This is a genomic window from Anaeromyxobacter oryzae (assembly GCF_023169945.1).
In the GTDB taxonomy this organism is placed as follows: Bacteria; Myxococcota; Myxococcia; order Myxococcales; family Anaeromyxobacteraceae; genus Anaeromyxobacter; species Anaeromyxobacter oryzae.
The window spans coordinates 829443-852937 of the sequence record NZ_AP025591.1 but is presented as its reverse complement, the minus strand read 5'-3'; the positions used below and the strand labels follow the sequence as shown (position 1 = coordinate 852937).

Below are 23495 nucleotides of genomic sequence, written 5' to 3'. Positions count from 1 at the left end.
GGCGCGGGCGCCCGGGTCCACGAGGCGATCGCGCCAGATGAGCACGACGAGGAGGCCCATCGACGGGTTCGCGGCCGGCACCATGCTGCTGCTGTGCGCGATCTGGGGTGCGCAGCAGGTGGCGATCAAGCTCGCGGCGCCCGCCGTCGCGCCCATCATGCAGGTCGCGCTGCGGTCCGGGCTCAGCGCGCTCCTCGTCGCCGCGTTCAGCGCCTGGCGCGGCGAGCAGCTCTCGATGCGGGGCCGGACCGCGCGCCCCGGTCTCGTGGCAGGTGCGCTGTTCGCGGCCGAGTTCCTCTTCGTCGCCGAGGGCCTGCGACGCACCTCGGCCTCGCACATGGCGGTGTTCCTGTACACGTCCCCCGTCTTCACCGCGATCGGGCTTCACCTGCTCGTCCCGGCCGAGCGGCTGCGGAGGCACCAGTGGCTCGGCATCGCCGTCGCGTTCGCCGGGATCGCGCTCGCGTTCCTGGGCGGCACGGCCGCGGGCGGCACGATGACGTCCAGGCTCGCCGGAGATCTGCTCGGCGTCCTCGCGGGCGCTGCGTGGGGGGCCACCACCGTGGTGATCCGCACGTCTGCGCTGTCGGAGGCGCCACCCGCGCAGACGCTCCTCTACCAGCTCGGGGTCGGGTTCGTGCTGCTGCTGGCCGTCGCCCTCGGGTCGGGCCAGGCCGGCCGCGTCTCCCTGACACCCGTCGCGTGGGGGAGCCTCGCGTTCCAGGGCGTCGTCGTCTCGTTCGCGAGCTACCTGACCTGGTTCTGGTTGCTGCGGCGTTACCTCGCGACCCGGCTGTCGGTGTTCTCCTTCATGACGCCGATCTTCGGCGTGGCGTTCGGCGTCGTCGTCCTCGGGGACCCCATCAGCAAGACCTTCGCCGGCGGCGCCGTCCTCGTCCTGGCTGGCATCCTCATCGTGAGTGGCGGCGGGCTGCTCCGGGCCAGCTCGAGCTAGACGCGGGAGCGCTCGCTCCGAGCGGAACGCGTGTCGACGTCACGCCTTCGCGTTCTCGTCGCGTGGGGTTTCAGTACTGGAGACGTCCGCTGTGGGGGCGGGGCTCGAACCCTCGCGTCGGCCTGCGCTCCACGTGACCCGCGGCGGTGCCGTCCTGGTGAGGTGCTGCTGCGCATGGTGGGCCGCCCGCAATGCCGTGCGTGCCAGCCGCGCGCGGGAAGGTCTACGACGCGCGCACCTACACGCTCCGCCGCACCAGGCTCGCCACCAGCCACAGCCGGTCCCCGTACGCCCGCTCCGCGCACATCCACAGCCGGACCGGCTCGCCCGCGATCTCGACGTCCGCGCCGGACTCCGGCCCCCACACCCACTCGCGGGCCTCGGCGTTCCCGCCGGTCTTCGGCGAACCCGTGGCCCCGCCGAGCAGCGCGAGCGAGACCCGCACCGGCTCCGCCGGCTCCGCGCCGACGATCTCGGCGTGCGTCACGATCCCCTGCCGGTCGGTCTCGACGTGCGCGACGGCCGCGAGGTCGCCGTCCGCCTCGAACGCGACCTCCGGCTCGGACAGATCGATGTTGAGGAGGCGCCGCCGCTCGGCGTCGAGCGTGATGGGGGTCGCGTAGGGGCGCCAACCGGCGCGGGCGAAGGCGTCGAGCGCGGCGCGCCGGGGCTGGCCGAGGACCCGATCGAGCGGCGGGAGGGGCAGAGGCAGGCTCATCGCGAGGCCTCCTTCGAGGACGGCGCGGACGGCGCGGCGGGCGCGGACGCGGGCGCGGTGGACTGCGGGGTCGCCCGCTCGGTCCAGGGCGCCGGCAGGATCGGGCTCCGCTCGTTCGCCTTCGTCACGCGCTGCAGCTCGAGCTCCCCGATGAGCGCCTCGGGGGCGATGGTCGAGACCGGGACGTAGCCGCTCTCCGCGCCGCAGTAGCCGTTGAACACGCGCGACCAGTCGCCGGTGGCGAGCACCTTGTTGATGCTCGTGAGCGGGGTGCCGATCAGCTCCACTCCGCGGACCAGCTCCTCCTTTCCGGTCTTCGCGTCGACGCGGTAGACGAGCCTGGGCGTCCCCTTGAACGCCTGGTACCCGTACGACATGGTGTTGGTGTTCCCGCCGGTGATGTCGCGGATCACGAGCCCGAACGGCTTCCCCTGCCGGCGCGCCTCCGCCATGAGCATCCGCTTCAGCTCCTCGGAGCTCACGCGCTTCCGCGATTCGACGACGAGGTTCGACATGCGCGCCATGGGCTGTCGGTTCGCCTGGGCGCGGCCGTGGCCGTTGGACCGCTCGAACGGCTTCACCGGCTTGCGCGAGAGGAGATAGCTCTCGAGCTTCCCGTCCCGGACGAGCACCGTGCGCTTCGCGGGCACGCCCTGCTCGTCGAACGCGTACGTCCCGTTGAGCGCGACGCCGCCCACCTGATCGAGCGTCGGGTCGTCCACGATCGTGAGGAAGGTCGGCAGGACGACCTGCCCGATCTGTCCCTTGTAGGTCTGTCCCTCCTGATCGTCGTCCATCCGCTCGCCCTCGAGCCGGTGCCCGACGGCCTCGTGGAACAGGACGCCGGTCGCCTCCGGCTCGAGGATCGCCGGGCCGGTGTACGGGTCGATGGCGGGCGCCGACCGCAGCGCCTCCAGCTCCCGGATCACGGCCTCGGCGGCCGCGCGGAGCGCGTCCGGCGGGGGCAGCTCCGCCTCGGAGCGTGCGTAGAAGTCGCGGCCGTCCTCGAGCAGCTGGCCGTCCGGGGCGCGCGCCACCGCCTGGACGTGGACGCCGTAGATCGTCTGCTCCGTCACGAGCGCGGAGCCCTCGCTCGAGGCGAACCACCGGACCTGCTTCTCCGCGGTGACGCGGACCTGCGAGTCGAACACCTGGGGGTGGTCGCGGAAGGCCGCCGTGGTCTCCCGGATGATCCCCTGCCAGCGCTCGCGATCGAAGGGGAACGGGCGGGGCGCGTCCACGTGGTGGACGGGAGCCTCGCGCGAGAAGCTCGGCGCCCGGTCCGGCTCCTCCTCGCGATACACGGCCTTCGACTTCTTCTTGAAGTAGGCGGAGAGCGCCTCCTTGTACCTCTCGTCGGTCGCGAGCCAGAGCGCGTTCCGCAGCGCCGTCACGTCCCCGTCGACGGGGGCGTCCTTCGGCGCATACCAGGTCGGCCCGTCGTCGCCGCCGCCGCCGCCGATCACGATGGTGGCCTCCTCGGGCCCGGAGGAGTCGAACGCGTACGATCCGACCCGCAGGTCGACGAGGAGGTTCCGGTCCCGCCGCGGGTGGTCGTCGAAGATCGCGCCGTACCGCCCGGTGAGGTCCTGCTTCGAGACGTCCACCACCTGGTACGAGAGGAAGTAGGGCGCCTCGTACCCCTTCAGGCGCAGCCGCTCCATCGAGCGCGCGAGCTCCGCCCGCATCGCGTCGAGGGTGGCAAGGCGGTCGTCCGCGGGCGCGGCGGGCGACGCGGGGGCCACCAGGGCCGCGCTCCCGGCCCGCGGAGCGGCGGGTGTCGAGAGAGCGGGGACGGCGGCGAGCAGCAGCGGGGCGAGCAGTCGGGCGATGGTCACGGGTGCGGTCTCGGGATTCCCGATCGTCTCTAGCACGCCCTGACGCCGCGCGCCGGCTCGCCGGGGCCCCGGCCCGGGGCCGGATGCCGCAGCGGCCCCTCCCGACCCTCACGCCTTCACGATCTTCTCGCGCCCCACCCGGACCGCCCTGCAGGCGTTCCGGGTGTCGATGACGAGGCGGGACCGGTCGACGACCCGCGCGTAGTCGATGGTTGAGTGGTCGGTCGCGATGAGCACCGCGTCCGCGGTCGCGAGCGCGTCGTCGGTGAGCGGGACGCTCACCATGTCGAGGCGGTGCTGGCGCATGCGCGGCACCCGCGGCACGTACGGATCGTGGTAGACGACCTGGGCGCCGCGCTCCTGCAGGAGCTCGATGAGCCGCACCGCCGGGCTCTCGCGCATGTCGTCCACGTCCTTCTTGTAGGCGATCCCGAGCACCAGGATGCGGGCGTCCTTGAGCGTCCGCCCGCGCTCGTTCAGCGCCTCCATCGTCCGGTGGATCACGTACCGCGGCATGTCCGTGTTCACCTCGCCGGCGAGCTCGATGAACCGGGTCTGGAACTCGTACTGGCGGGCCTTCCAGGTCAGGTAGAAGGGGTCGATGGGGATGCAGTGCCCGCCGAGCCCTGGGCCGGGCTGGAACGGCATGAACCCGAACGGCTTCGTGGACGCGGCGTCGATCACCTCGTTCACGTCCATGCCCATGCGGTGGCAGAGCATCTTGAGCTCGTTCACGAGCGCGATGTTCACGCTGCGGAACACGTTCTCGAGGAGCTTCGTCATCTCGGCGACGCGGGTGGACGAGACCGGCACCACGCGATCGAACGACGAGCCGTAGAGCGCGAGCGCCGCCTCGAGGCAGGCGGGCGTGTAGCCGCCGACGATCTTCGGGATGGTGTGCGTCGCGACCCCGGACCCCGGGTTCTCCCGCTCGGGCGAGAACGCGAGGAAGAAGTCGCGCCCGGCGCGGAGGCCGCTCCCGCGCTCGAGGATGGGCAGGAGCACCTCCTCCGTCGTGCCGGGGTAGGAGGTCGACTCGAGGACGACCGCCTGTCCCGGCCGGACGTGCGGCGCGAGCGCCTCGCCGGTCCGCTCGATGTAGGTGAGGTCCGGCTCGCGCTCGCGGGTGAGGGGGGTCGGCACGCAGATGACGACCGCGTCGCACGCCGCGGCCCGGGCGAAGTCGGTGGTCGCCTGGAGCTTCCCGCCGTCCACGGCCTCCGCAACGTCCGCCGCGTCGACCGTCCTGAGGTAGCTCTTCCCGGCGTCGAGGAGGCGCGGCTTCTCCGGATCCACGTCGATGCCGACGGCGCGGAGGCCGCCGCGGCGCGAGAAGGTCAGCGCGAGGGGCAGGCCCACGTAGCCGAGCCCGACCACGGCGATGCGCGCGGTGCGGTCGGCGAGGCGGGAGAGCAGGTGGCTGGCCTGGAGGATGGGCTGCGGCTCGATCATGACGTCGGGCTCCGTTCTTCTGCGGGGAGGTGGAGGAACAGGGTGGCGAGCGCGGCGGGGCACGCGACCGGGCCGGCGAGGAGGATCGCGGAGGCGTCCTCGAGCTCGCCGTAGCCCCGCGCGCGCAGCGCGGGTCCGAGCTCGGGCACGAGCCCCGCGGGGCACGCGAAGGCGACGAGCAGCCGGCCCGCGCCGCCGAGCGGGACCTCGACGGCGTGCTCGGGATCGACGGGACGGCGGAGCCGCGCCAGGAGCGCGAGCCGCGCGAGGGCGGCGGCCTCCGCGCCCGTGACCCGGCGGAGGCGCGCGCGCGTCGACGCGAGCGGCCAGCGCAGCTCGATGGCGTGCGTGCCGCGGCCGAGGATCCGGTCGACGGCGACGAGCCCCGCCTCGGCCGCCCACAGCTCGCGGCGGTGGACCACGCCGGCGCGCGGGACGAAGCCGCGGTGCTCGCCCGCGAGATGGTCGGCCTCCTCGCCGGACGAGAACGCCACGACCCGGGCGCCCGCCGCCTCGGGCAGCGCGAAGATCCGGCCGGGGACGAGCGGCGCCTGCTCGAGCCCGTCCACGACCGCGGTCGCGTGCGCGCGGGTGGAGCGGAAGGCGTCGCGGAGCGCGGGGTCGCGCCCGTACACCGGCATCCCCGGATCGCACACCGCGCGAACGCCTGCGACGAAGAGCTCGAGCGCGAGCTTGTCGTTGTGGTTGTGGCCGCCGATGCCGCGCTGGCCGTTCGGGCCGCACGAGACGAACGCCTCGACCGGCCCGCGCCGGAGCGCGTGGAAGCCGCCGTCGCGGAACACCGCGCTGCGCGGCGCCGGGCCGGGCCGGGCCCCCGCCACCCACTCGAGCGCCGCGGGCCCGAGCAGCCAGGCGACCTCGACGGCGTCGCCCGCGCCGGGCCGGACGAGGAGCGAGGGATCGCGGAGCAGCGCAGCGCCGAGCGGCAGCAGGTACCCGCCCTCGGTCGCCCCGCGCGCGGCGACCGCGAGGACGTGCCCCGAGTCGTTGTCCCCGAGCTGCGGCAGCTCGCCGGAGGACGAGAGCAGCGCCCGCGTCGCGCCGAAGAGCCCCGCGAGGCGCCGCGCGTAGCCGCGGCCCAGGCCCGTCCGGGCGGCGTGCGCGAGCAGCAGCCCCGCCACGTACAGCTCGAGGGAGAAGCGCTGGTAGGCGACGGACCCCTCGAAGCTCGTGCCGTCCTCGTTCACCTGCTCGGCGATGGCGCGGCGGAGCCCGTCGACGGCCAGGGCGCGCCAGCGCGGCGCCTCCGGCCACTCCGGCAGCGCGCCCGCGCACGCGAGGAGCCCCACCCAGTCCGTGACGAGGTGGTTGTTCGGGACGGCCGTGTCGTCCTCGAGGTGGGCGAGCACGAAGCGCCCCGTCGCGACGAGGAGCCGGACGGCGTCGACGGCGAGGGCCGGGTCCGGCTCACGCCGGCGGAACGACAGGATCCAGAGGGCGACGGTGAGGTTCCACGCCCGGATCGCGGCCTCCATCGCGCTCGTCCAGTGGACGCCGTGGCCGACCGGGTTCGCGCGGACGAAGTCCTGGACGGAGGTGGCGAGCGCCGCGGCGAGGTCGTCCCCGTGGCGCGGGTCGAGCACCGCGCCCTGCGCGAGCGCCACCCACTGCTCGCCACGCGCGAGGGCCCAGGCCATCTTCACGTCCAGCTCCGGCGCGGGCGGGAGCGCGCCGGACGGGGCCCAGCCCACGAACCAGCCGCCGTGCACGAAGTCGCGCTGCCAGTCGAGGCCGCCGTCGGCGCGCCGCGCGTCGACGACCCGCCCGTACACCGTGAGGCGACCCTCCGCGGCCGCGTCGGCGCGGGCGACGGTGCGCGCGACCTCGCCCGGCGCGTGCCGCTCGAGGGCCCGGCGGAGCGCGCCGGCCGTCCACGCGGGGCGCGCCGGTCGGGGCCGTGCGAGCAGCGTCGCGAGCGCGGGGGGCGCGTCGCAGCCGAGGACGGCGAGGAGCCGCTCCGGCGGTGGCGCGAGCGGCGGGGCGAGCCTGTTCCAGGCGCCGCGCACGGCGCGCCGCGCCGCCGTCGCGAGGAGGCGCTGCGGGGCCACCCGCGTCGCGAGGAATCCGTAGTAGCCGATCGCCATCGTCTCGTCCGGGGGGACGTCCGCCCGCTCGGAGCCGCGCGCGCCCGCGCCGCCACGGCCCGAGGCCGCCACGGTCCGCGCGCCCCTCCTCCCGCCTCCCGGTCGCGCCCTGGACGGGCGCCAGCCTCTCGGGCAGCACCACGAAGCAAAGGCCCGGCCAGCGCGGTGGGCCGCGAGGGGAGCGCACGGAGCGCGCGGCACGGGGCGCCCGCGGGGCGCTCCGGCGGCGCGGCTCTTCACCGGATGGGAACGAGCTTTCCCATTCGACGGCGCCGCCGCGGGTCCGGATCCGCCGGCGGCGTGTTCCGGGCACTGGCAGGCGCCTTGCTTCACTCGCGGCGGGGCCGGCGCGATGCCGCACGGTCCGGCTCGGTCCGAGGAGGCAGCGTGGGCGGCGCGGTTGCGGTGGGGCTCCTGATCGAGGAGCAGCGGGGCGAGATCACGGAGACGTGGAGGCGCGCCGTGGAGGACGAGCTGGGCGGCGAGCCCGCGATCGGGTTCGCCGTCGGACCGTTCCTCCGGGAGCTGTCGCTCGCGCTCCGAGGGGACGTGCCGCCGTCACGGCCGCGCGGCGCGGACGGCCTGCAACGGTGCACGGTGCTCGTCCGCTCGGGCGCCCAGCCGGCGCGGGTCGCCCGGGAGTTCAAGCTGCTGCACCGGGCGATCTGGAGCGCGCTCCGGCGCGCCGGGCGCATCATCGCCGCCGACGAGCGGCGTGCCGCGGACGAGTGGCTCGACGAGGCGCTCGCCGCGTCGCTCGACCGCCTCGAGCGGGTCCGGATGCGGATCGATCTGCTGGAGCGCGGGCCCGCGGTGGTGCCGGCGAGCCGCGAGGGCGCGCGCCCGGTCGCGACGCCGCCGGCGCGGATCGGCACGGTCCGCCCGCCGCCCCTGCCGCAGGCCCGCCCCGCCGCGGCCCGGCCGCCGCCGCTCCCGGCGTGGCTCGGTCACGTCGGGGAGTGAGGCAGGCACCGTTCGGTGGAGGAGGCCGGGACCGCTCGTGGTGAGCCTGTCGAGCCACGAGCGGATGCGCCGGAAGCGCTTCCCCCGAGCCTCTCGAACGGTCGGGGCGAGCGGGTAGCGCGCCCGGCCTGACGTCCTCCCTTCCCCGGATCGCACCTCCCCGGAGCGATCGCCCCCCATATTCTCCACGGGCGAAGCTGCGCCCGGAGTGAAGCCGCAGCGCCGGGCGCCCGCCCGTGCGCGCGTTGGGGGACCGGGCCAGCACGGCTCGTCCTAGAGCTGCCGCCAGAAAACGAGCGAGCGAGCCGCGTGTGCGGCCGGGTGGGGCCGTGCGTCCTCCCTGGCGCCGAACGTCGGATGGCCTGCGCCAGCGGCCGAGCCACACCCTCCTCCACGCACGTTTGCTCACCAGGGGACGAGAAATTCGGTCGGTAGGCCCTCCGTTTCGGGAGCGCTGCAACGAACCCGGAAAGGAGCCGACCCGATGAAGACCCGCCGAGCCGTCCTCGCCGCTGCCATGGCGCTCACCCTTGCCCCGCTTGCCTCCCGCGCGGGCGAGGTGTGGACCGCCTCCGCGAGCGAGAAGATCCGGCCCGACGCGAAGCCGCGCGCGACGACCGACGCGCGCATCGCGGCCGCCCGCAACGAGTTCGAGGCCTTCCAGGTGGTGGTGACGGGCCCCGCGTCGAAGGTGAGCGCGAAGGCGACGATCTCCGGCCCGTCGAAGCTGGACGCGCCGCGCCTCTTCCGCGAGGACCTCATCGACCTCGCGCACCCCTCGGCGCTCGACGGCGCCACCGGCAAGTGGCCGGACGCGCTCGTCCCGGACGTCGACGACGTCGTCGGCGAGCAGCGCAACGCGTTCCCGTTCGACGTGAGCAGCGGCGAGAGCCGCGCGATCTGGGTGGAGGTCCACGTGCCCGCCGACGCGGCGCCCGGGACCTACCAGGGCGAGGTGACCGTCAGCTCGAGCGACGGCGAGGCGAAGATCCCGTTCTCGCTCGTGGTGTGGGACTTCGTGCTCCCCTCCACGTCCTCGCTCCGCACCGCGTTCAACCTGTCGTACGGGCTGCTCATGGCGGTGCACAAGGTGTCCGGTGACGACCACGCGGCCCTCCGCGCGCGCTACGGCCAGCTCGCCCTCGACCACCACATCACGCTCACCGGCATCACCGACGACGGCGCGAGCTTCGACCCCGCTCACATCGACCGCTTCTACGGGCCGCTCATCGACGGCAAGGCGCCGACGCAGCTCCAGGGCGCGAAGCTCACGGCAGTGAAGTACATGGGCAGCCGCCAGAGCGTGGACGAGCACCGGCAGTGGGCCGGCCTCGCGAAGTCCCGCGGCTGGTTCGATCGCCTCTTCGACTACACCTGCGACGAGCCGCCCCTCACCTGCGCCTGGGGCGACATCGGTCCCCGCGCCCAGGTCGCGCACGACGCCGACCCGGACTTCCGCACGCTCGTGACGACGCAGATCTGGGACGCGCAGGACCACGGCGTCGACAAGTCGATCGACATCATGGTGCCGGTCATCAACTGGACGGACGACAAGCCGGGCAGCGCCGTCGCCGGCGATCAGCGCTCGCGCTACGACGGCTGGCTCCAGTCGGGGAAGACGAAGGAGCTGTGGCTCTACCAGAGCTGCATGAGCCACGGCTGCGGCGGCACGGTGAACATCGGCTCGCCGTCGGACTCGGACAAGTACTACACGGGCTGGCCGAGCTACATGATCGACGCGTCCGCGACCCGGAACCGCGCGATGGAGTGGTTCTCCTTCCTCGAGGACGCGAGCGGCGAGCTGTACTGGGAGACCGCGAACGCGTTCACGCACGACGCCTGGTCGAACCAGTGGGACTTCACGGGCAACGGCGACGGCACGCTCTTCTACCCGGGCACCCCGTCCCGCATCGGCGGCAAGACCGACATCCCGGTCGCGTCCATCCGGCTCAAGATGATCCGCGAGGGCATGGAGGACTACGAGTACCTGAAGCTGCTCGCGGACGCCGGTGACCGCGACGGCGCCCGGCAGGTCGCGCGCGACCTGTTCCCGAACGCGTGGACGACCGACGTCGCTCCCGACAAGCTCGCGGCGGCGCGCGAGGAGATCGCGAAGCGCATCCTCGCGGCGAAGGGGAAGGGCTTCACCGGCACCGAGGGCGCGACCGTCGGCGGTCCCGCCGCCGCCGCCACCGCCACCGCCAGCAAGGGCGGGTGCGGCTCGACGGGCGGCACCGGCGGCGCGACGCTCCTCGCGCTCCCGCTGCTCCTCCTCGCGGCGCGCGGCGGGACGCTCCGCCGGGCCCTCGCCGCGGTCGTGGCGCGGCGTCGGTAGTCCGCGCCGGACGCAGATCGCAGCGCTCGCGGGCGCGGCCGGGATCGGCCGCGCCCGCTCCCTTTTCCACGTTCTTGGTGCCGCGCGACGCTCGGCTACAATCACGGACCGTGCGTACGTTCGGCCGATACCGCCTCCTCGAGCTCCTCGCGTCCGGCGGGATGGCCGACGTGTGGCGCGCCGAGACGACGGGGGCTGCCGGCGTCGTGAAGGAGGTCGCGCTGAAGCTCGTGCGCGGCGAGCACGAGGCGCGGAGCGACTTCGTCCGGATGTTCATCGAGGAGGCGCGGCTCGCCTCCCGGCTCACCCACGCGAACGTCGTCCAGGTGTTCGACTTCGACCAGGTCGACGGCCGGTACTTCATCGCGATGGAGCTCGTCCGCGGCCGGACGCTCGCGGCCGTCGCGGAGCGGGCGCGGGAGCTGGGGCAGAAGCTCGGGCTTCCGCGCGCGGTGCACGTCGGCGCCGAGGTGGCGAAGGGGCTCGCCTACGCCCACCGGCTCCCCGGCCCGGACGGCGCGCCGCTCGGGATCGTCCACCGGGACGTCTCCCCGCACAACGTGCTCGTGTCCTTCGAGGGCGAGGTGAAGCTCGCCGACTTCGGGATCGCGCGCGCGATGAGCCGCGCCGGCCTCACGGAGCCCGGCACCGTGAAGGGCAAGCTCGCGTACATGCCGCCGGAGCAGGCGCGCGGCGGTGGTGCGGTGGACTCCCGCGCGGACGTGTTCGCGCTCGGCGTCGTCCTCTGGGAGCTCTGCGCCGGGCGCCGGCTGTTCGCGCGGGACACCGAGGCCGCGACGTACGCGGCGGTGGTCGACGGCGCGCCACCGTCGCCGCCGTCCGCCTGGAACGAGGCGGTGCCGCCCGAGCTCGACGGGGTCGTCCTGGGCGCGCTCGAGCGGGATCCCGCCCGGCGCACCGCGTCCGCGCAGGAGCTGGCGAACGCGCTCGGCCGCGTCCTGCTCGGCCTCGTGCGCTCGCCCGAGGACTTCGAGCTGCGGGGCCTCATGCATCGCCTCTGGCCGGACGGCGCGACGCCGGCCCCGGCGCGCGCGGTGGAGCGGACCGTGGTGCGCCCGCGGGCGGCTCCCGGCACGCCCGGGGGCGCGATGGGCGCCGCCGCGGACGAGGTGCCGGCGGAGGAGACGGGAGGGGACGGGCTCACGCGAACGGCAGCGCCGGGGACGCGGCGGCGGAGGAGGTGGGCCGCGATCGCCGCCCTCGCCGTGTCGGTCGTCGTGGGCGTGGGAGGCCTTCTCTCGATCACCAGGTCGAACCCGAACCCGAACGCGAACCCGCCCCCGGTGCCCGGCTCCCGCGCCCCAGGTCCCGTGGACCCTGGCCCGACCGCGACCACGGCCGGGGCGGGCACGGAGAGCGGGGCAGGGGCCACGGGCGACGGGACGCGGGTCACGGTCACGGAGAGGCCGGGCACGTCGACGGGCACGGCCACGGGCACGTCGACGGCCACGCTCGCGACCCCGGCACCGACCCCAGTCTCGACCCCGCCGGTCATCCACCCTGCGCCGGTGAAGGCCGCTCCCGCGCCCTCCGACGCGACCTCGCCCGGCCTGCTGCACGTCACCTCGCCGTCCTGGGCGTACGTCTCCGTCGACGGTCGCCCCGTCGGCGAGACGCCGATGACGATCCCGCTCCCTCCCGGCCGGTACCGCGTCCGCGCCTCGCATCCGCGCCACGGGATGCGCGAGGCCTGGGTCGAGATCGCCCCCGGCCGCCGCACCGACTGGGCCGCCGGCCTCGGCCGCTGATCCGCCCCGGACCCGGGGCCGATCCCCTCCAGACCGCGCTTCACGCCGGCCGCCTCGCCGGACGGTGACCGCCCACCTGCGGCGGGACGCCCCGCCGTGGCGCGCCATTCGCGGGTTGACCAAAGCCACTCAATGGATTACCGTCCAAATCAAGTTTTCAGTGTAGGATTAAGAATAGAGAATCCTGAGTGGATTTCCGCGACGACGAGATCGCCCGCCTCGAGCGGGACAGGGCCGCCGGGATCACGAGCGTCGAGGTCGTGCGGCTGTTCGCGGAGAAGGGCGCGCGGCTGTCTGCCGCGACGTTCCGGAAGTACGTGCAGATGGGGCTCTTGCCCCGGAGCCGGCGGGTCGGCCGCAAGGGCAAGCACACCGGGTCGACCGGGCTCTACCCGGTCTCGGTGGTCCGGCGGATCGCGCTCATCAAGCGGATGATGGCGGAGGGCTACACGGTCGAGGACATCCGCGGCAGCTTCGTGACGGTGCGGAACCGGCTCGAGGACGTGGAGAAGGGTCTCCAGGAGCTCGTCGAGGAGCTCACGCGGAAGGCGCGGGCGCACCCGCGCCGCAGGCAGTTCGAGGACGAGCTCGTCCGGGCGGAGCGCGAGGTTCGGAAGGCGCTCGAGCGGATCGAGAAGGTGGGGGGAGCGGTCGCCACGGTGACGGCGCAAGCCGTCGAGGCGTGACGATCGCGGCGCCGGCCCGGCGCCCGTGGATGGTGGACGGCGCCCCCGGGGGCGCCCGTGGCGGAGAGGGAGGGCAGGGGATGAGCGAGGTGAATCGGACCGCGGAGCCCGCGCCGGAGCAGCCGGAGCAGGAGCAGGACCAGGCGCTCGGCGGGGAGGAGCTGGACGGCGACGGCAAGCGGGGCCGGCGGCGGTCGAAGACGATGTCCCGCAAGGAGATCGCGCGGGAGCTGCGGCGCCAGCGGGCCTTCGGGCTCATGGACCCGGAGCTGGACGCGACGATGCGGGAGATGGAGGCTCGCCGGCCGCGCTCGCGCGCCGACTGCGCGAACGGCCCCCGGCCCTGCATGTTCATCTCCTGCAAGCACCACCTCTACCTGGACGTGAACCCGACGACCGGGTCCATCAAGCTCAACTTCCCGGACCGGGAGGTGTGGGAGCTCGACGAGACCTGCGCGCTGGACGTCGCCGACCGGGGAGGGATCACGCTCGAGGAGGTGGGGACGATCATGAACCTCACCCGCGAGCGCATCCGGCAGGTCGAGACGCGCGGGCTCTCGAAGCTCCGCACGATCACCGAGGACGAGCCGCGGATCCCGCCGCCTCACGGCGCGGACGAGCCGTAGCGGTCCCCGGGCGGTATCCGGCGGGCGCCTCCCCGGCGCCCGGGCGGCACCGCGCGCCTTGAAAGCGGACCCGGCGTTCGCTACAAGGGCAGCCCTCCAGAGGAGGTCGCCCTACATGGTCCGCCGTGCGCTCGTCTCGGTCTCCGACAAGACCGGTCTCGTCCCCTTCGCCAGGCGTCTCGCCGCCCTCGGGGTGGAGCTGCTCTCCACCGGCGGCACGCAGAAGGCGCTCGCCGACGCCGGCGTGAAGGTCGTCTCGGTCGGCGACTACACCCAGGCCCCGGAGATCCTCGGCGGCCGCGTGAAGACGCTCCACCCGCGCGTGCACGGCGGCATCCTCTACCGGCGCGGCCTCGCCTCGGACGAGGCGGACGTGAAGGCGCGGGACATCCCGCCCATCGACCTCGTCGTGGTGAACCTCTACCCCTTCCGCGAGGCGGTCGCCGCGGGGAAGCCGTTCGCCGAGTGCGTCGAGGAGATCGACATCGGCGGCCCGACCATGGTTCGGAGCGCGGCGAAGAACTCGGCGCACGTCGGGGTGATCGTCGATCCGGCGGACTACGAGAAGGTCGCCGCGGAGCTCGAGCAGACGAAGGCGCTCTCGGAGGCGACGCGCTTCTACCTGATGAAGAAGGCGTTCGCGCACACCGCGTCCTACGACGCGGCCATCTCCGAGTACCTGACGGCGCGCGAGACGCCCGCCGCGGAGCCGGCGCACTTCCCGCAGACGCTCGCCGCCGTCTACACGAAGGTCCAGGACCTCCGCTACGGCGAGAACCCGCACCAGGCCGGCGCGTTCTACCGGGCCGGCCGCGAGCCGGACGAGCCGACGGTCGCGTTCGCGAAGGTGCTGCAGGGCAAGGAGCTCAGCTACAACAACCTCCTCGACCTCGAGGCCGCCCTCGCCGGCGTGAAGGAGTTCGACGGCGTCGCCGCGGCGGTCGTGATCAAGCACAACACGCCGTGCGGGGTCGCCGTCGGGAAGACGCCCGGCGAGGCGTTCGCCCGCGCGCGCGAGTGCGATCCGGTCTCCGCGTTCGGCGGCATCGTCGCGCTGAACCGCCCGGTGGACTACGCCGCCGCGGAGGAGCTCACGAACCTCTTCCTCGAGTGCATCATCGCCCCGTCCTACTCCGACGACGCCCGCGCGGCGCTCGCCGTGAAGAAGAACCTCCGCCTCCTCGAGGCGCCGCGCCTCGGCGAGCCGCGGTCCGCCTGGAAGCGCCGGCCGGAGGAGCAGCGGGAGCTGCGGTCGATCCCCGGCGGGCTCCTCGTGATGGACCGCGACCTCGGGTCCATCCGCCGCGAGGACTGCAAGGTGATGACGAAGCGCGCGCCGACCGAGGAGGAGTGGCGGGATCTCCTCTTCGCGTGGAAGGTCGTGAAGCACGTGAAGTCGAACGCCATCGTGTTCGCGAAGGGCGATCGCACGGTCGCCATCGGCGGCGGCCAGACGAGCCGCGTCGAATCGGTGAAGACGGCGGTGATGAAGGCCCAGCTCGACGTGCGCGGCTCCTCCGTCGGGTCGGACGCGTTCTTCCCGTTCAAGGACGGCGTCGAGGAGATCATCAAGGCGGGCGCCACGGCGATCATCCAGCCGGGCGGCTCGATGCGAGACGCCGAGGTGGTCGCGGCGGCCGACGCGGCCGGCATCGCGATGGTCGCGACCGGGATGCGGCACTTCCGGCACTAGTCGCGTTCGCGATTCGCGAACGCGAACGCGGTCCAGCTCGCAGTCGCGTTCGCGGTCGCGCGGGTTCCACCCCTCCCCCCGGCAGAGCCTGGGGGAGAGGGCCGGGGCTCATGATTCATCACAACCGAACGAGAACCGGCGCCTCGCGCCCAACCGGTCTTCATCGGTGAAAGTGAAGGAGGGCTGAGAAGGGGGCCGGCCGAGGCGGGTCCGCGGTGAGGAAACGTCGACCGCGTGGATCGGCTACCAAGAAGCCTGCGTCGCAATGACGGCGAGCTCCCGGCGCGAGACGCGGATGCGGGCGCGTTCGGGGGAACCCAACGGATCGCGTCGGGCGGTTGACACGTCTCCGGCGCTTTCGCGGATCGCGCGTCGCGCCCACGCGAGGACGCCTCTCCCGCAGCGCTCCGCGCGCGTTGCGCGTCGCGAGCGGCGTCCGAACCCCGGCGCGAGGCGGCTCGCCAATTCTCGCGCCAGTGCTCGAATCCGTGCGTTTGCGGAGGGTGAGAATTCGCGTGAGACGATGCCCGCATGAACGCTCGCGACTCCTCGATCCGCCTCTCCGAGCTCCTCCGCCGCGAGCACCACGCGATGGCGGCCTTCCTCGTCGCGCTGGCCGACTTCGACGCGAAGCGGCTGTGGCTCGAGCTCGGCTACCCGAGCCTCTTCACCTACCTGAACCGGGAGCTCGGGCTCTCGAAGAGCGCGGCCTTCTACCGGAAGACCGCCGCCGAGCTCATCCAGCGCTTCCCCGAGCTGGTCGAGCCGCTCGAGGACGGCAAGCTGTGCCTCTCCACCGTCGGCGAGCTCGCCCAGGTGCTCACGCCGGAGAACCGGTACGAGGTGATCCCCCGGTTCCTCCACCTCTCGAAGCAGGAGGCGCGGGCGGTCGTCGCTGAGCTGAAGCCGGTGGAGCGGCCTCCGCGCCGGGAGGTCGTGACGACCGTTCGCGTCGCGGCGCCGCCGTCGGCTCGCGACCCCGAACCCGCCGCAGCGCTCGAGCTCGGCGCGCCGGCGACCGCCTGTGTCATTGCGCCCGGTTCGCCGGCAGAACTCGTCGATGCCAAAGTGGCCACACGGACCGTGAACGCCCCGGTCTCCCGGACGACGCCGCCGACCTTCGAGCCGCTCACTGCCGACCTCCGTCGGATGCACCTCACCGTCACGAAGCGGTTCGAGGCGAAGGTTGCCGACGCCGGGGACGCGCTCTCCCACTCGCATCCGGGGGCGAGCACCGAGGAGATCCTCGAGGTCGCGCTCGACCTCCTCCTCGACCGGGCCAAGAAGCGGAAGGGCCTGGTCGAGAAGCCGCGGCGCGAGAAGCGGCCGTCGAGACCGGACCACATCCCGGCGGAGGTGAAGCGGGCGGTGTGGGTGCGGGACGGCGGCTGCTGTCGGTGGGCTCTCGAGAACGGCGGCGTCTGCGGCTCGCGCCACCGTCTCCAGTACGACCACATCCAGCCGAAGGCGCTCGGCGGGAAGTCGACGATCGAGAACGTTCGCCTCCTCTGCGCTCGGCACAACTTGCTCGCCGCACGGAGGATCTTCGGCGATGCATGGATGGACAGGTACGCGCCGGCCCGCAAGGCCACCGCGGCGACGGGACGCCGCGACGCCGGCTCGGCGGGTGCGCGCTCCGAAGTTCCCGCCGCGGCCCTGACCGGGCCGACGTGACCGTCGGGCGCGCCGGAGCGCCTCCCGAAGCCTCCGGCTGGCCAGGCCCCATCGCCGTCGTCGCGACGCAGGCGTCTTGGTGGCCGATCCCCGCGGCGACGTCTCGCCCCTGCGGCCACGCCCCGGCCGTCCCCCTTCTTCTAGAGCCCCTTCCCCGCTCGCCAACACAGACGAGGCGTCCCTGCGGCGACGGTCGCGGTGGTCCGAGATGTGATGAATCGTCAGGGTCCGGGGTGAGGGGGACACGGGCGCCGGGTTCGGGTTCGGGGTTGCCGCGCCTCGTCGAGCCGCGTCGACCTCGGGATCCCACCTCCCGTGTCCGCCGTACGCCGGCGAGCGGTCCGGGTGCGGTACTCTCCGCGCCATGGCGCCCGTGACCTGCCCGTTGTGCTTCGCCGTCTTCGAGGGCGACGCGGCGCGCGCCGGCGCCGCCGTGTGCCCCGGCTGCGCCTCCCGCGCGCAACGGAGGACGCACCGCCCCGCAGCGGCCGCCCCCGCCGTCCCGCCACGCGCACCCGCCCGCGCCGCCGGCCCGTCGCGGCGCGTCCTCGCGGCCGCCGTCGCGCTCGCGCTGGTCGCGGTGACCGCCGGCGTCGTCCTCGGCCGCCGCGCCCTCCGCCCGGCGCCGGCACCGGCGCCGCCGCCGTCCGCGGCCGAGGCGCTCGTCGGGCGCTGGCGCGCCACAGGCGTCCTGCCTCCGGCAGCGTCCCCCGACGACGCCGACGCCGACCGGCAGCTGGCCAACGCGCGCGCCGCGCTCGCGGCCGACCTGCCGGCCCGCGCCGAGGACGCGCTCCGCTACGCGCGCCTCGCCCTCGCTGCCGCGCCGCGCCGGGCCGACGCGGTCGCCGCCTGGGTCTCGGCGTTCGCGGCGACCGTCGGGGACGACACGACCGGCGCGGAGCTCGCCGCCGCGCACGACGTCGTCCGCGACGCGCTCGCGCGCTCGCCCGGGGACGGCCCGCTCCTCGCCGCGTCGACCCGCCTGCTGCTCGCGGTCCCGAGCGCCGCCAACGTCGCGCAGGCGGAGGACGCTGCCCGGCGCGCGCTCGCCGCGGCACCGCGCGACCCGGAGGTCCGGCTCGCCGCCGGGCTCGCGATCGCCGGCCGCGACCCGGAGGCCGCGGCGCGCGAGCTCGAGGCCGCGGCCGCGGACGCGCCCGCGGATCGCCGGCTCATCTCCGCGGCGGCGCGCGCCCGCTGGGCGGCGGGGGACGCGGCCGCAGCGCTCGCCCTCGCCGGGTCGCGGCTCGCGCAGGACCCCGGGCACGCCGGCGCGCTGGCGCTCACCGCGGAGATCGAGACCGCCGCGGGCCGGTGGGACGCCGCGCGCGCCGCGCTCGCGCGGTGGGCGGCGGCGGACGGCGCGGCCGCCGAGCCGCCGCTGCTGCTCGCGCGGCTCGCGTACCAGGTGGATGGGGATCTCGCCGCCGCGCGCCGCCACCTCGACGCGGCGCTCGCGAGGGGCCCCGGCGACTTCCTCGCAGCCCGGATCCTCGCCCACCGCGCCGCGGTGACGCGCGCCGCGGGCGATCGCGCCGCCGCGGTGGACGCGGTGGAGATGGCGCTGAAGCGCGTACCGGGCAGCGCGCCCGCGCGGTTCCAGGCGGCGCTCCTCGCGTTCGAGGCCGCCGACGCGGCCGCGACCCGCGAGTCGGCCGGGGTGCTCGGGGCCCGCGGGGGGCCCGTGGCCCGGGCGGTCCTCGCGGCGTACGCGGCCGAGCTGTCGATGCCGGCCGAGGACGCTGCGCCGGCCTGGCTCGCGGCCGCCGCCGCCGCGCCCCGGGACGCGACGGTCGCCCTCTCCGCGGGTGGCGCGCTGCTCCGGCTCCGGATGGCCGCGGCGGCCCTTCGCGTCTCGGCCGCCGCGCTCGCGCGCGATCCGCTGGAGGCGCGGGTCCGCCACGGCCCCACCGACTTCTGGGAGGGGCCCGCGCCCCTCGCGGACGCGGCTCGAAGGTACGCGGACCTCGCCCGGGCCGAGCCCGGGCGCGCCGCGGATGCGCTCGCGGCCGCGGCCGCGTGCGAGCTGCTCCTCGGCCACACGCAGGCGGCGGAGCGGCTCGCCCGCGGCGCGCTCGCGGCCTCCCCGCAGGCGGCCGCGCCGCTGGCGCTCCTCGCCCAGGTCGCGCTCGATCGCGGCCAGCCCCGGGCGGCGCTCCCGCTCGCCCGCGCCGCGGTCCAGGGCCGGCCGGAGGACGCCTTCGCGAACGCGGTCCACGCCCGCGCGCTCGAGGCGCTCGGACGCCTCGACGACGCGGACCGGGCGTACGGCGCGGCCCTCGAGGCCGTGCCGGATCTCGCGACCGCCCGCCTGGCCGTCGCGCGACTCGCCGCCGATCGGGGAGACCCGGCGGCCCGGCCCGCGCTCGCCGCGCTGGTGCGCGAGGACCCCGCCGTGTGGCCTGCCCGCGGCGCCCTGCTCGAGCTGGACGGACCCGCGCGAGCGCGCTGAGCCCGCCGCGCGGAGGACCGCCCGGGGCCGTTTCGGCGTGGTATAAGCCCGGGCTCTCATGCGAGTCCTCGTCGTCGGCTCGGGCGGCCGCGAGCACGCCCTCGCCTGGAAGATCTCCAAGAGCCCCCTCGTGTCCGCGCTGTTCGCGGCGCCCGGGAACCCCGGCATCGCCCAGGTCGCGACCCTCGTGCCGCTCCAGGCGCTCGACGTCGCCGGGATCACGCGCTGGGCGACGAGCGAGCGGATCGACCTCGTCGTCGTCGGGCCGGAGGCGCCGCTCGTCGCCGGCCTCGCCGATCGCCTCGCCGAGGCGGGCGTGCTCGCCTTCGGCCCGAGCGCCGCCGCGGCGGAGATCGAGGGCTCGAAGGGGTTCGCCAAGGACGTGATGCGCGCGGCGGGCATCCCGACCGCCGCGTACGAGACGTTCGACGCCCTGGAGCCGGCCGTCGCCTGGGCGCGCGCGCGCGGCGGCCGGGTCGCCGTGAAGGCGGACGGGCTCGCCGCCGGCAAGGGCGTCGTGGTGTGCGGCGATCCCGCCGAGGCGGAGGCGGCGCTCCGGTCGATGCTGGTCGACCGCGTCCACGGCGGCGCCGGCGCCCGCGTCGTCGTCGAGGAGCGGCTCGAGGGGCCCGAGGCGAGCTGCATCTGCTTCACCGACGGCGAGCGCGTGCGGCCGTTGCCCGCGGCGCAGGACCACAAGCGCGTCCTGGACGGCGACCGCGGCCCGAACACCGGCGGGATGGGCGCGTTCTCGCCCACGCCCAACGTGACGCCCGAGGTGGCCGCCTCGGTCGAGCGCGACGTCCTCCTGCCGGCCCTCCGCGAGCTCGCCCGGCGCGGCCGGCCGTTCCGCGGCGCGCTCTACGCCGGCCTCATGCTCACGCGGTCCGGCCCGAAGGTGATCGAGTTCAACGCGCGCCTCGGCGACCCGGAGACCCAGCCGCTCATGATGCGCCTCGCCGGCGACGTCGTGCCCGTGCTGCTCGCCGCCGCGCGGGGCGACCTCTCGGGCGTGGAGCTGCCGGCCGATCCGCGGGCGGCGATCGGCGTCGTGCTCGCGGCCGAGAACTATCCGGGCGACCCGGCACGGGGCGACGCGATCGAGGGGCTCGAGGGGCCGTTCGACGCGGACGTCCAGGTGTTCCACGCAGGGACGGCGCGAGGCGCGGACGGGCGGGTGGTGACGAACGGCGGCCGCGTGCTCACCGTCTGTGCGCTCGGCGCGGGGCTCGACGACGCCGCGCGGCGCGCGTACGCCGCCGCGGCGCGGATCCGGTTCCGCGGCATGCAGTTCCGCAGGGACATCGGGAAGAGGCCATGAGTGAACCGAGGGTGCTGATCCTGATGGGCTCCGACTCCGACTGGGAGGTCATGTCGGAGGCGAGGAAGGCGCTCGAGGACATGGGCATCGCCTCGGAGGTGCACGTCTCCTCCGCCCATCGCACGCCGGAGCGCACCGGCGCGCTCGCCCGGGAGGCGGCGGGGCGCGGGTTCCAGGTGCTGATCTGCGGCGCCGGCGCCGCCGCCCACCTCGCCGGCGTGTGCGCCGCCGAGACCGAGCTGCCGGTCCTCGGCGTGCCGCTCGCCGCGAGCGACCTCAGGGGGCTCGACGCGCTGCTCGCCACGGCGCAGATGCCGGCCGGCGTGCCGGTCGGCACGCTCGCCGTCGGCAAGGCCGGCGCGCGGAACGCGGGCCTGCTCGCGGCGCGGATCATCGCCCGCATCGACCCGATGGTCGCCGACCGGGTCCGGGCGCAGCGGAAGCGGATGGCCGAGGAGGTCCTCGCAAAGGACGCCGCGCTCCAGGCGAAGCTCTCGGGCGGCAAGGGGTAGCCTCGCGGTGGGGCTCCTCGATCGCTATCTCGCGAAGGAGATCCTGCTCCCGTTCGCGGCCGGGCTGCTCTTCCTCACGCAGCTGCTGCTCGCGACGCAGATCCTCGGCCAGGCGCAGGTGCTCTTCGGCTCCGGGGTGTCGCTCCGGGACGTCGGCCTCGTCATCCTCGCGCTCATGCCGTACTTCCTCGGCTTCGTCCTCCCCATCGCGTTCGTGCTCGGCGTCGTGGTGGGCGTCGGGCGGCTCGCGGAGGATCGCGAGGTCGTGGCCTTCGGCGCCGCGGGACTCTCCCCGGCGCGCCTCGTCCGGTTCCCGCTCCTGCTCGGCGTGGCGCTCGCCGCGGTCAGCCTGTGGCTCTCGCTCTCGGTGGAGCCGGCCGGCCTGCGCTTCGCGCGCGTCCGGATGAACGACATCGTGAAGCGGAACGTCATGAACGACGTGCGGGGCGGTACGTTCTACGATCAGATCCCGAACTACGTGCTGTACGCCGAGAGGGCGCGCGGCGGGCGCTGGGAGAACGTGCTCATCCACGACCGGTCGAACCCCGGGGCGCCGGTGCTCGCGCTCGCGCGGCACGGACGGCTCGAGCCCGTCGGCGAGGGGCAGGACGTCCAGCTCGTGCTCGAGGAGGGCGAGGTCCACCGCGAGCAGGAGCAGGCGGCGCCGCCGGGCCCCTTGCCGCTCCGGGCCCAGACGCAGGCGCAGCAAGGGTCGCAGGGCGCCGCACCCGCCGGCGCGCCCGCGCCCGCGCCGGCGGTGGCCGAGGCCCCCGCCGGAACCGCCGACGCCCAGGAGGACGCGGACGCGTCCGACGACCAGTACGCCGTCGCCACGTTCGGGAAGGCGCGCGTGATCATCGGCCTCGGCACCGCGCTCACCGACCGGAACGGCGTGTCACGCGGCTCGCGCGAGCAGACCGTCGCCGACTACCGGAGGCGCGTCGCCGAGGCCCGCGCCCGCGGCGACGTGCCGGACGCGCTGCGCTGGGAGGGGTTCCTGCAGCGGAAGGTCTCCGCCGCGCTGGTGCTGGTCCCGTTCGCCCTCATCGCGGTGGCGCTCGGGGCGAACCGCCGCGGCGGTCGCGCGTTCGGCGTCGGCGCGACGTTCCTGCTCGTCGTCGTGCACTACCTGCTCCTGCGCGGCGGCGAGGTGCTGGTCCAGCGCGGGAACCTGGCGCCCGTGGTCGGCCTCGAGCTGCCGAACGTCATCCTCGGCGCGCTCGGCGTCGCCCTCGTCGTGCTGATGAACCACCGCGGTGCGGGGGCGGTGCGGTGATCCTCTTCCGCTACGTCGCCTGGCGCACGCTGGGCGCGTTCCTCGGCGCGCTCGCCGGCGTCGTCGTGATCTTCCTCGCGGTGGACTTCGTCGACAACGCGGCGGGGTTCACGGGGCCCGGCTGGTTCCCGGCGGTCCTCGAGCTGTACGCGAACAAGGCGGCCGGCGTCGTCTACCAGGTCGCGCCGGCGGCCATGCTCCTCGGGGCCGCCATCGCGACCTCGAGCTTCCGGCAGACGCGCGAGTACACCGCGATGCGCGCGGTCGGGCTCGGGCCGTGGCGGATCGCGGCGCCCATCCTGGCGGTCGCGATCCTGTCCGGCGCCGCGCTCGTCGTGCTGAACGACGCCGTGGGCGTGCGCGCGGCGGACCGGGCGGAGGAGATCACCGCGACGCGGTTCGGCCGCGGCGGCGACCTGCGCCGGTACCTCGCGGCACGGGAGCCGAAGCGCTGGTTCCGCGGCCACGACGGCCGCCGCATCTACCACCTGCGCGGCAACCTGCCGGGCGGCGGGTTCGAGCAGGTCACGGTGCTCGAGCTGTCGCCCTCGTTCACCGTCGCGCGCCGGATCGACGCCGATCGCATGCACCCCGACGGCGACGAGTGGGTCCTCGAGGACGTGGTCGACCGGAGGTTCTCGCAAGACGGCCAGATGACCTACGAGGCCGCGCCCGAGCGGCGGTACCGCTTCGACGAGCCGCCGGGCTCGTTCTCCGTCGTGTCCGGTCGCCCGGCGCAGATGCGGTGGAACACGCTCCTCTCCCAGATCAAGCTCCGCCTCCGGCTCGGGCTGCCGGTGCTCGACTTCCAGCTCGAGCGGTACAGCCGCCTCGCGTACCCGTTCGCGGCCGTGCCGGGCGCGCTGCTCGCCATCGCGCTCGCGCTCCGGGCGAGCCGGAAGGGGCACATCGCGGCCGCGCTCGTCGAGGCCGTCGGGGTGTCGCTCGCGTTCTGGTCGCTCCGGGGCGTGGGCGAGGCGCTCGGGCTGTCCGGCCGCGTCGTCCCATGGCTCGCCGAGTGGGGGCCGACGTTCCTGCTGCTCGCCGCCGGCGTCGTCGCCGTCCGGCGCGCACGCTGACGCCGCCGCTCCGCCCGACCGGGCGGTCGCGCCCCGCA

At 75.1% G+C, this 23495-nt stretch carries 17 protein-coding genes; 13 read left to right on the top strand and 4 right to left on the bottom strand.

From position 1 onward, the window contains the following. Nucleotides 1–37: 37 nt before the first annotated feature. Nucleotides 38–955, top strand: coding sequence for a DMT family transporter (locus AMOR_RS03610; protein ID WP_248358505.1), 918 nt, complete (start codon nucleotides 38–40; stop codon nucleotides 953–955). A 238-nt stretch (nucleotides 956–1193) separates the two neighbouring features. Here the strand turns inward: AMOR_RS03610 and AMOR_RS03605 are convergent, their stop codons facing one another. The 4 genes from AMOR_RS03605 to AMOR_RS03590 form a co-directional block, all read right to left on the bottom strand. Continuing rightward, nucleotides 1194–1673: a hypothetical protein gene (locus tag AMOR_RS03605; RefSeq protein WP_248358503.1), complete on the bottom strand. Its 480-nt coding sequence runs from the start codon at nucleotides 1671–1673 to the stop codon at nucleotides 1194–1196. Next, nucleotides 1670–3511 carry a TldD/PmbA family protein gene (locus tag AMOR_RS03600; RefSeq protein ID WP_404800936.1) on the bottom strand — a complete coding sequence of 614 codons (1842 nt, stop codon included), beginning with the start codon at nucleotides 3509–3511 and terminating at the stop codon, nucleotides 1670–1672. Before AMOR_RS03600 ends, AMOR_RS03605 begins: the two co-directional genes overlap by 4 nt. 108 nt (nucleotides 3512–3619) lie before the next feature. Next, entirely contained in the window at nucleotides 3620–4963 is a 1344-nt protein-coding gene (locus AMOR_RS03595) for a nucleotide sugar dehydrogenase (RefSeq protein ID WP_248358501.1), read from the bottom strand. Then, the gene (locus AMOR_RS03590) at nucleotides 4960–7140 is read right to left on the bottom strand and encodes a heparinase II/III family protein (protein ID WP_248358499.1); all 2181 of its coding nucleotides are present in this window, start codon (nucleotides 7138–7140) and stop codon (nucleotides 4960–4962) included. The genes AMOR_RS03595 and AMOR_RS03590 overlap by 4 nt, the downstream gene beginning before the upstream one ends. A 315-nt stretch (nucleotides 7141–7455) precedes the next feature. Between AMOR_RS03590 and AMOR_RS03585 the strand changes: the two genes are divergently transcribed. The 12 genes from AMOR_RS03585 to AMOR_RS03530 all read left to right on the top strand — a co-directional run bounded on the left by AMOR_RS03585 (nucleotide 7456) and on the right by AMOR_RS03530 (nucleotide 23457). Then, nucleotides 7456–8031 carry a hypothetical protein gene (locus tag AMOR_RS03585; RefSeq protein ID WP_248358497.1) on the top strand — a complete coding sequence of 192 codons (576 nt, stop codon included), beginning with the start codon at nucleotides 7456–7458 and terminating at the stop codon, nucleotides 8029–8031. A 484-nt stretch (nucleotides 8032–8515) separates the two neighbouring features. Then, the gene (locus AMOR_RS03580) at nucleotides 8516–10366 is read left to right on the top strand and encodes a DUF4091 domain-containing protein (RefSeq protein ID WP_248358495.1); all 1851 of its coding nucleotides are present in this window, start codon (nucleotides 8516–8518) and stop codon (nucleotides 10364–10366) included. A 110-nt stretch (nucleotides 10367–10476) separates the two neighbouring features. Continuing rightward, nucleotides 10477–12135 (top strand): serine/threonine-protein kinase, encoded by a 1659-nt coding sequence (locus AMOR_RS03575; RefSeq protein ID WP_248358493.1) that lies wholly within the window; start codon nucleotides 10477–10479, stop codon nucleotides 12133–12135. Nucleotides 12136–12323: 188 nt separating this feature from the next. Then, nucleotides 12324–12821: a MerR family transcriptional regulator gene (locus tag AMOR_RS03570; protein WP_248358491.1), complete on the top strand. Its 498-nt coding sequence runs from the start codon at nucleotides 12324–12326 to the stop codon at nucleotides 12819–12821. An 80-nt stretch (nucleotides 12822–12901) separates the two neighbouring features. Beyond that, nucleotides 12902–13447, top strand: coding sequence for a sigma factor-like helix-turn-helix DNA-binding protein (locus tag AMOR_RS03565; protein ID WP_248358489.1), 546 nt, complete (start codon nucleotides 12902–12904; stop codon nucleotides 13445–13447). Between the two features lie 115 nt (nucleotides 13448–13562). Then, nucleotides 13563–15140 carry a bifunctional phosphoribosylaminoimidazolecarboxamide formyltransferase/IMP cyclohydrolase gene (purH, locus tag AMOR_RS03560; protein WP_248358487.1) on the top strand — a complete coding sequence of 526 codons (1578 nt, stop codon included), beginning with the start codon at nucleotides 13563–13565 and terminating at the stop codon, nucleotides 15138–15140. Nucleotides 15141–15671: 531 nt separating this feature from the next. Continuing rightward, complete coding sequence (locus AMOR_RS03555; RefSeq protein WP_248358486.1) at nucleotides 15672–16814, top strand: HNH endonuclease; 1143 nt, start codon at nucleotides 15672–15674, stop codon at nucleotides 16812–16814. Nucleotides 16815–17178: 364 nt separating this feature from the next. Next, nucleotides 17179–19269 carry a hypothetical protein gene (locus tag AMOR_RS03550; protein WP_248358484.1) on the top strand — a complete coding sequence of 697 codons (2091 nt, stop codon included), beginning with the start codon at nucleotides 17179–17181 and terminating at the stop codon, nucleotides 19267–19269. A 58-nt stretch (nucleotides 19270–19327) separates the two neighbouring features. After that, nucleotides 19328–20590, top strand: coding sequence for a phosphoribosylamine--glycine ligase (gene purD, locus AMOR_RS03545; protein WP_248358482.1), 1263 nt, complete (start codon nucleotides 19328–19330; stop codon nucleotides 20588–20590). Next, on the top strand, nucleotides 20587–21102 hold the full coding sequence (gene purE / locus AMOR_RS03540) for a 5-(carboxyamino)imidazole ribonucleotide mutase (RefSeq protein ID WP_248358480.1): 516 nt from the start codon (nucleotides 20587–20589) through the stop codon (nucleotides 21100–21102). Before purD ends, purE begins: the two co-directional genes overlap by 4 nt. A 7-nt stretch (nucleotides 21103–21109) precedes the next feature. Further along, nucleotides 21110–22378 (top strand): LptF/LptG family permease, encoded by a 1269-nt coding sequence (locus AMOR_RS03535; protein WP_248358478.1) that lies wholly within the window; start codon nucleotides 21110–21112, stop codon nucleotides 22376–22378. After that, nucleotides 22375–23457: an LptF/LptG family permease gene (locus tag AMOR_RS03530; RefSeq protein ID WP_248358476.1), complete on the top strand. Its 1083-nt coding sequence runs from the start codon at nucleotides 22375–22377 to the stop codon at nucleotides 23455–23457. The genes AMOR_RS03535 and AMOR_RS03530 overlap by 4 nt, the downstream gene beginning before the upstream one ends. The last annotated feature ends 38 nt before the right edge of the window (nucleotides 23458–23495 follow it).

Coding starts and splice junctions, on each gene's coding strand:
- AMOR_RS03550 (WP_248358484.1), top strand. CDS start 17,179: ATGGCGCCCGTGACCTGCCCGTTGTGCTTCGCCGTCTTCGAGGGCGAC.
- AMOR_RS03595 (WP_248358501.1), bottom strand. CDS start 4,963: ATGATCGAGCCGCAGCCCATCCTCCAGGCCAGCCACCTGCTCTCCCGC.
- AMOR_RS03580 (WP_248358495.1), top strand. CDS start 8,516: ATGAAGACCCGCCGAGCCGTCCTCGCCGCTGCCATGGCGCTCACCCTT.
- purH (WP_248358487.1), top strand. CDS start 13,563: ATGGTCCGCCGTGCGCTCGTCTCGGTCTCCGACAAGACCGGTCTCGTC.
- AMOR_RS03565 (WP_248358489.1), top strand. CDS start 12,902: ATGAGCGAGGTGAATCGGACCGCGGAGCCCGCGCCGGAGCAGCCGGAG.
- purE (WP_248358480.1), top strand. CDS start 20,587: ATGAGTGAACCGAGGGTGCTGATCCTGATGGGCTCCGACTCCGACTGG.
- AMOR_RS03555 (WP_248358486.1), top strand. CDS start 15,672: ATGAACGCTCGCGACTCCTCGATCCGCCTCTCCGAGCTCCTCCGCCGC.
- AMOR_RS03605 (WP_248358503.1), bottom strand. CDS start 1,673: ATGAGCCTGCCTCTGCCCCTCCCGCCGCTCGATCGGGTCCTCGGCCAG.
- purD (WP_248358482.1), top strand. CDS start 19,328: ATGCGAGTCCTCGTCGTCGGCTCGGGCGGCCGCGAGCACGCCCTCGCC.
- AMOR_RS03610 (WP_248358505.1), top strand. CDS start 38: ATGAGCACGACGAGGAGGCCCATCGACGGGTTCGCGGCCGGCACCATG.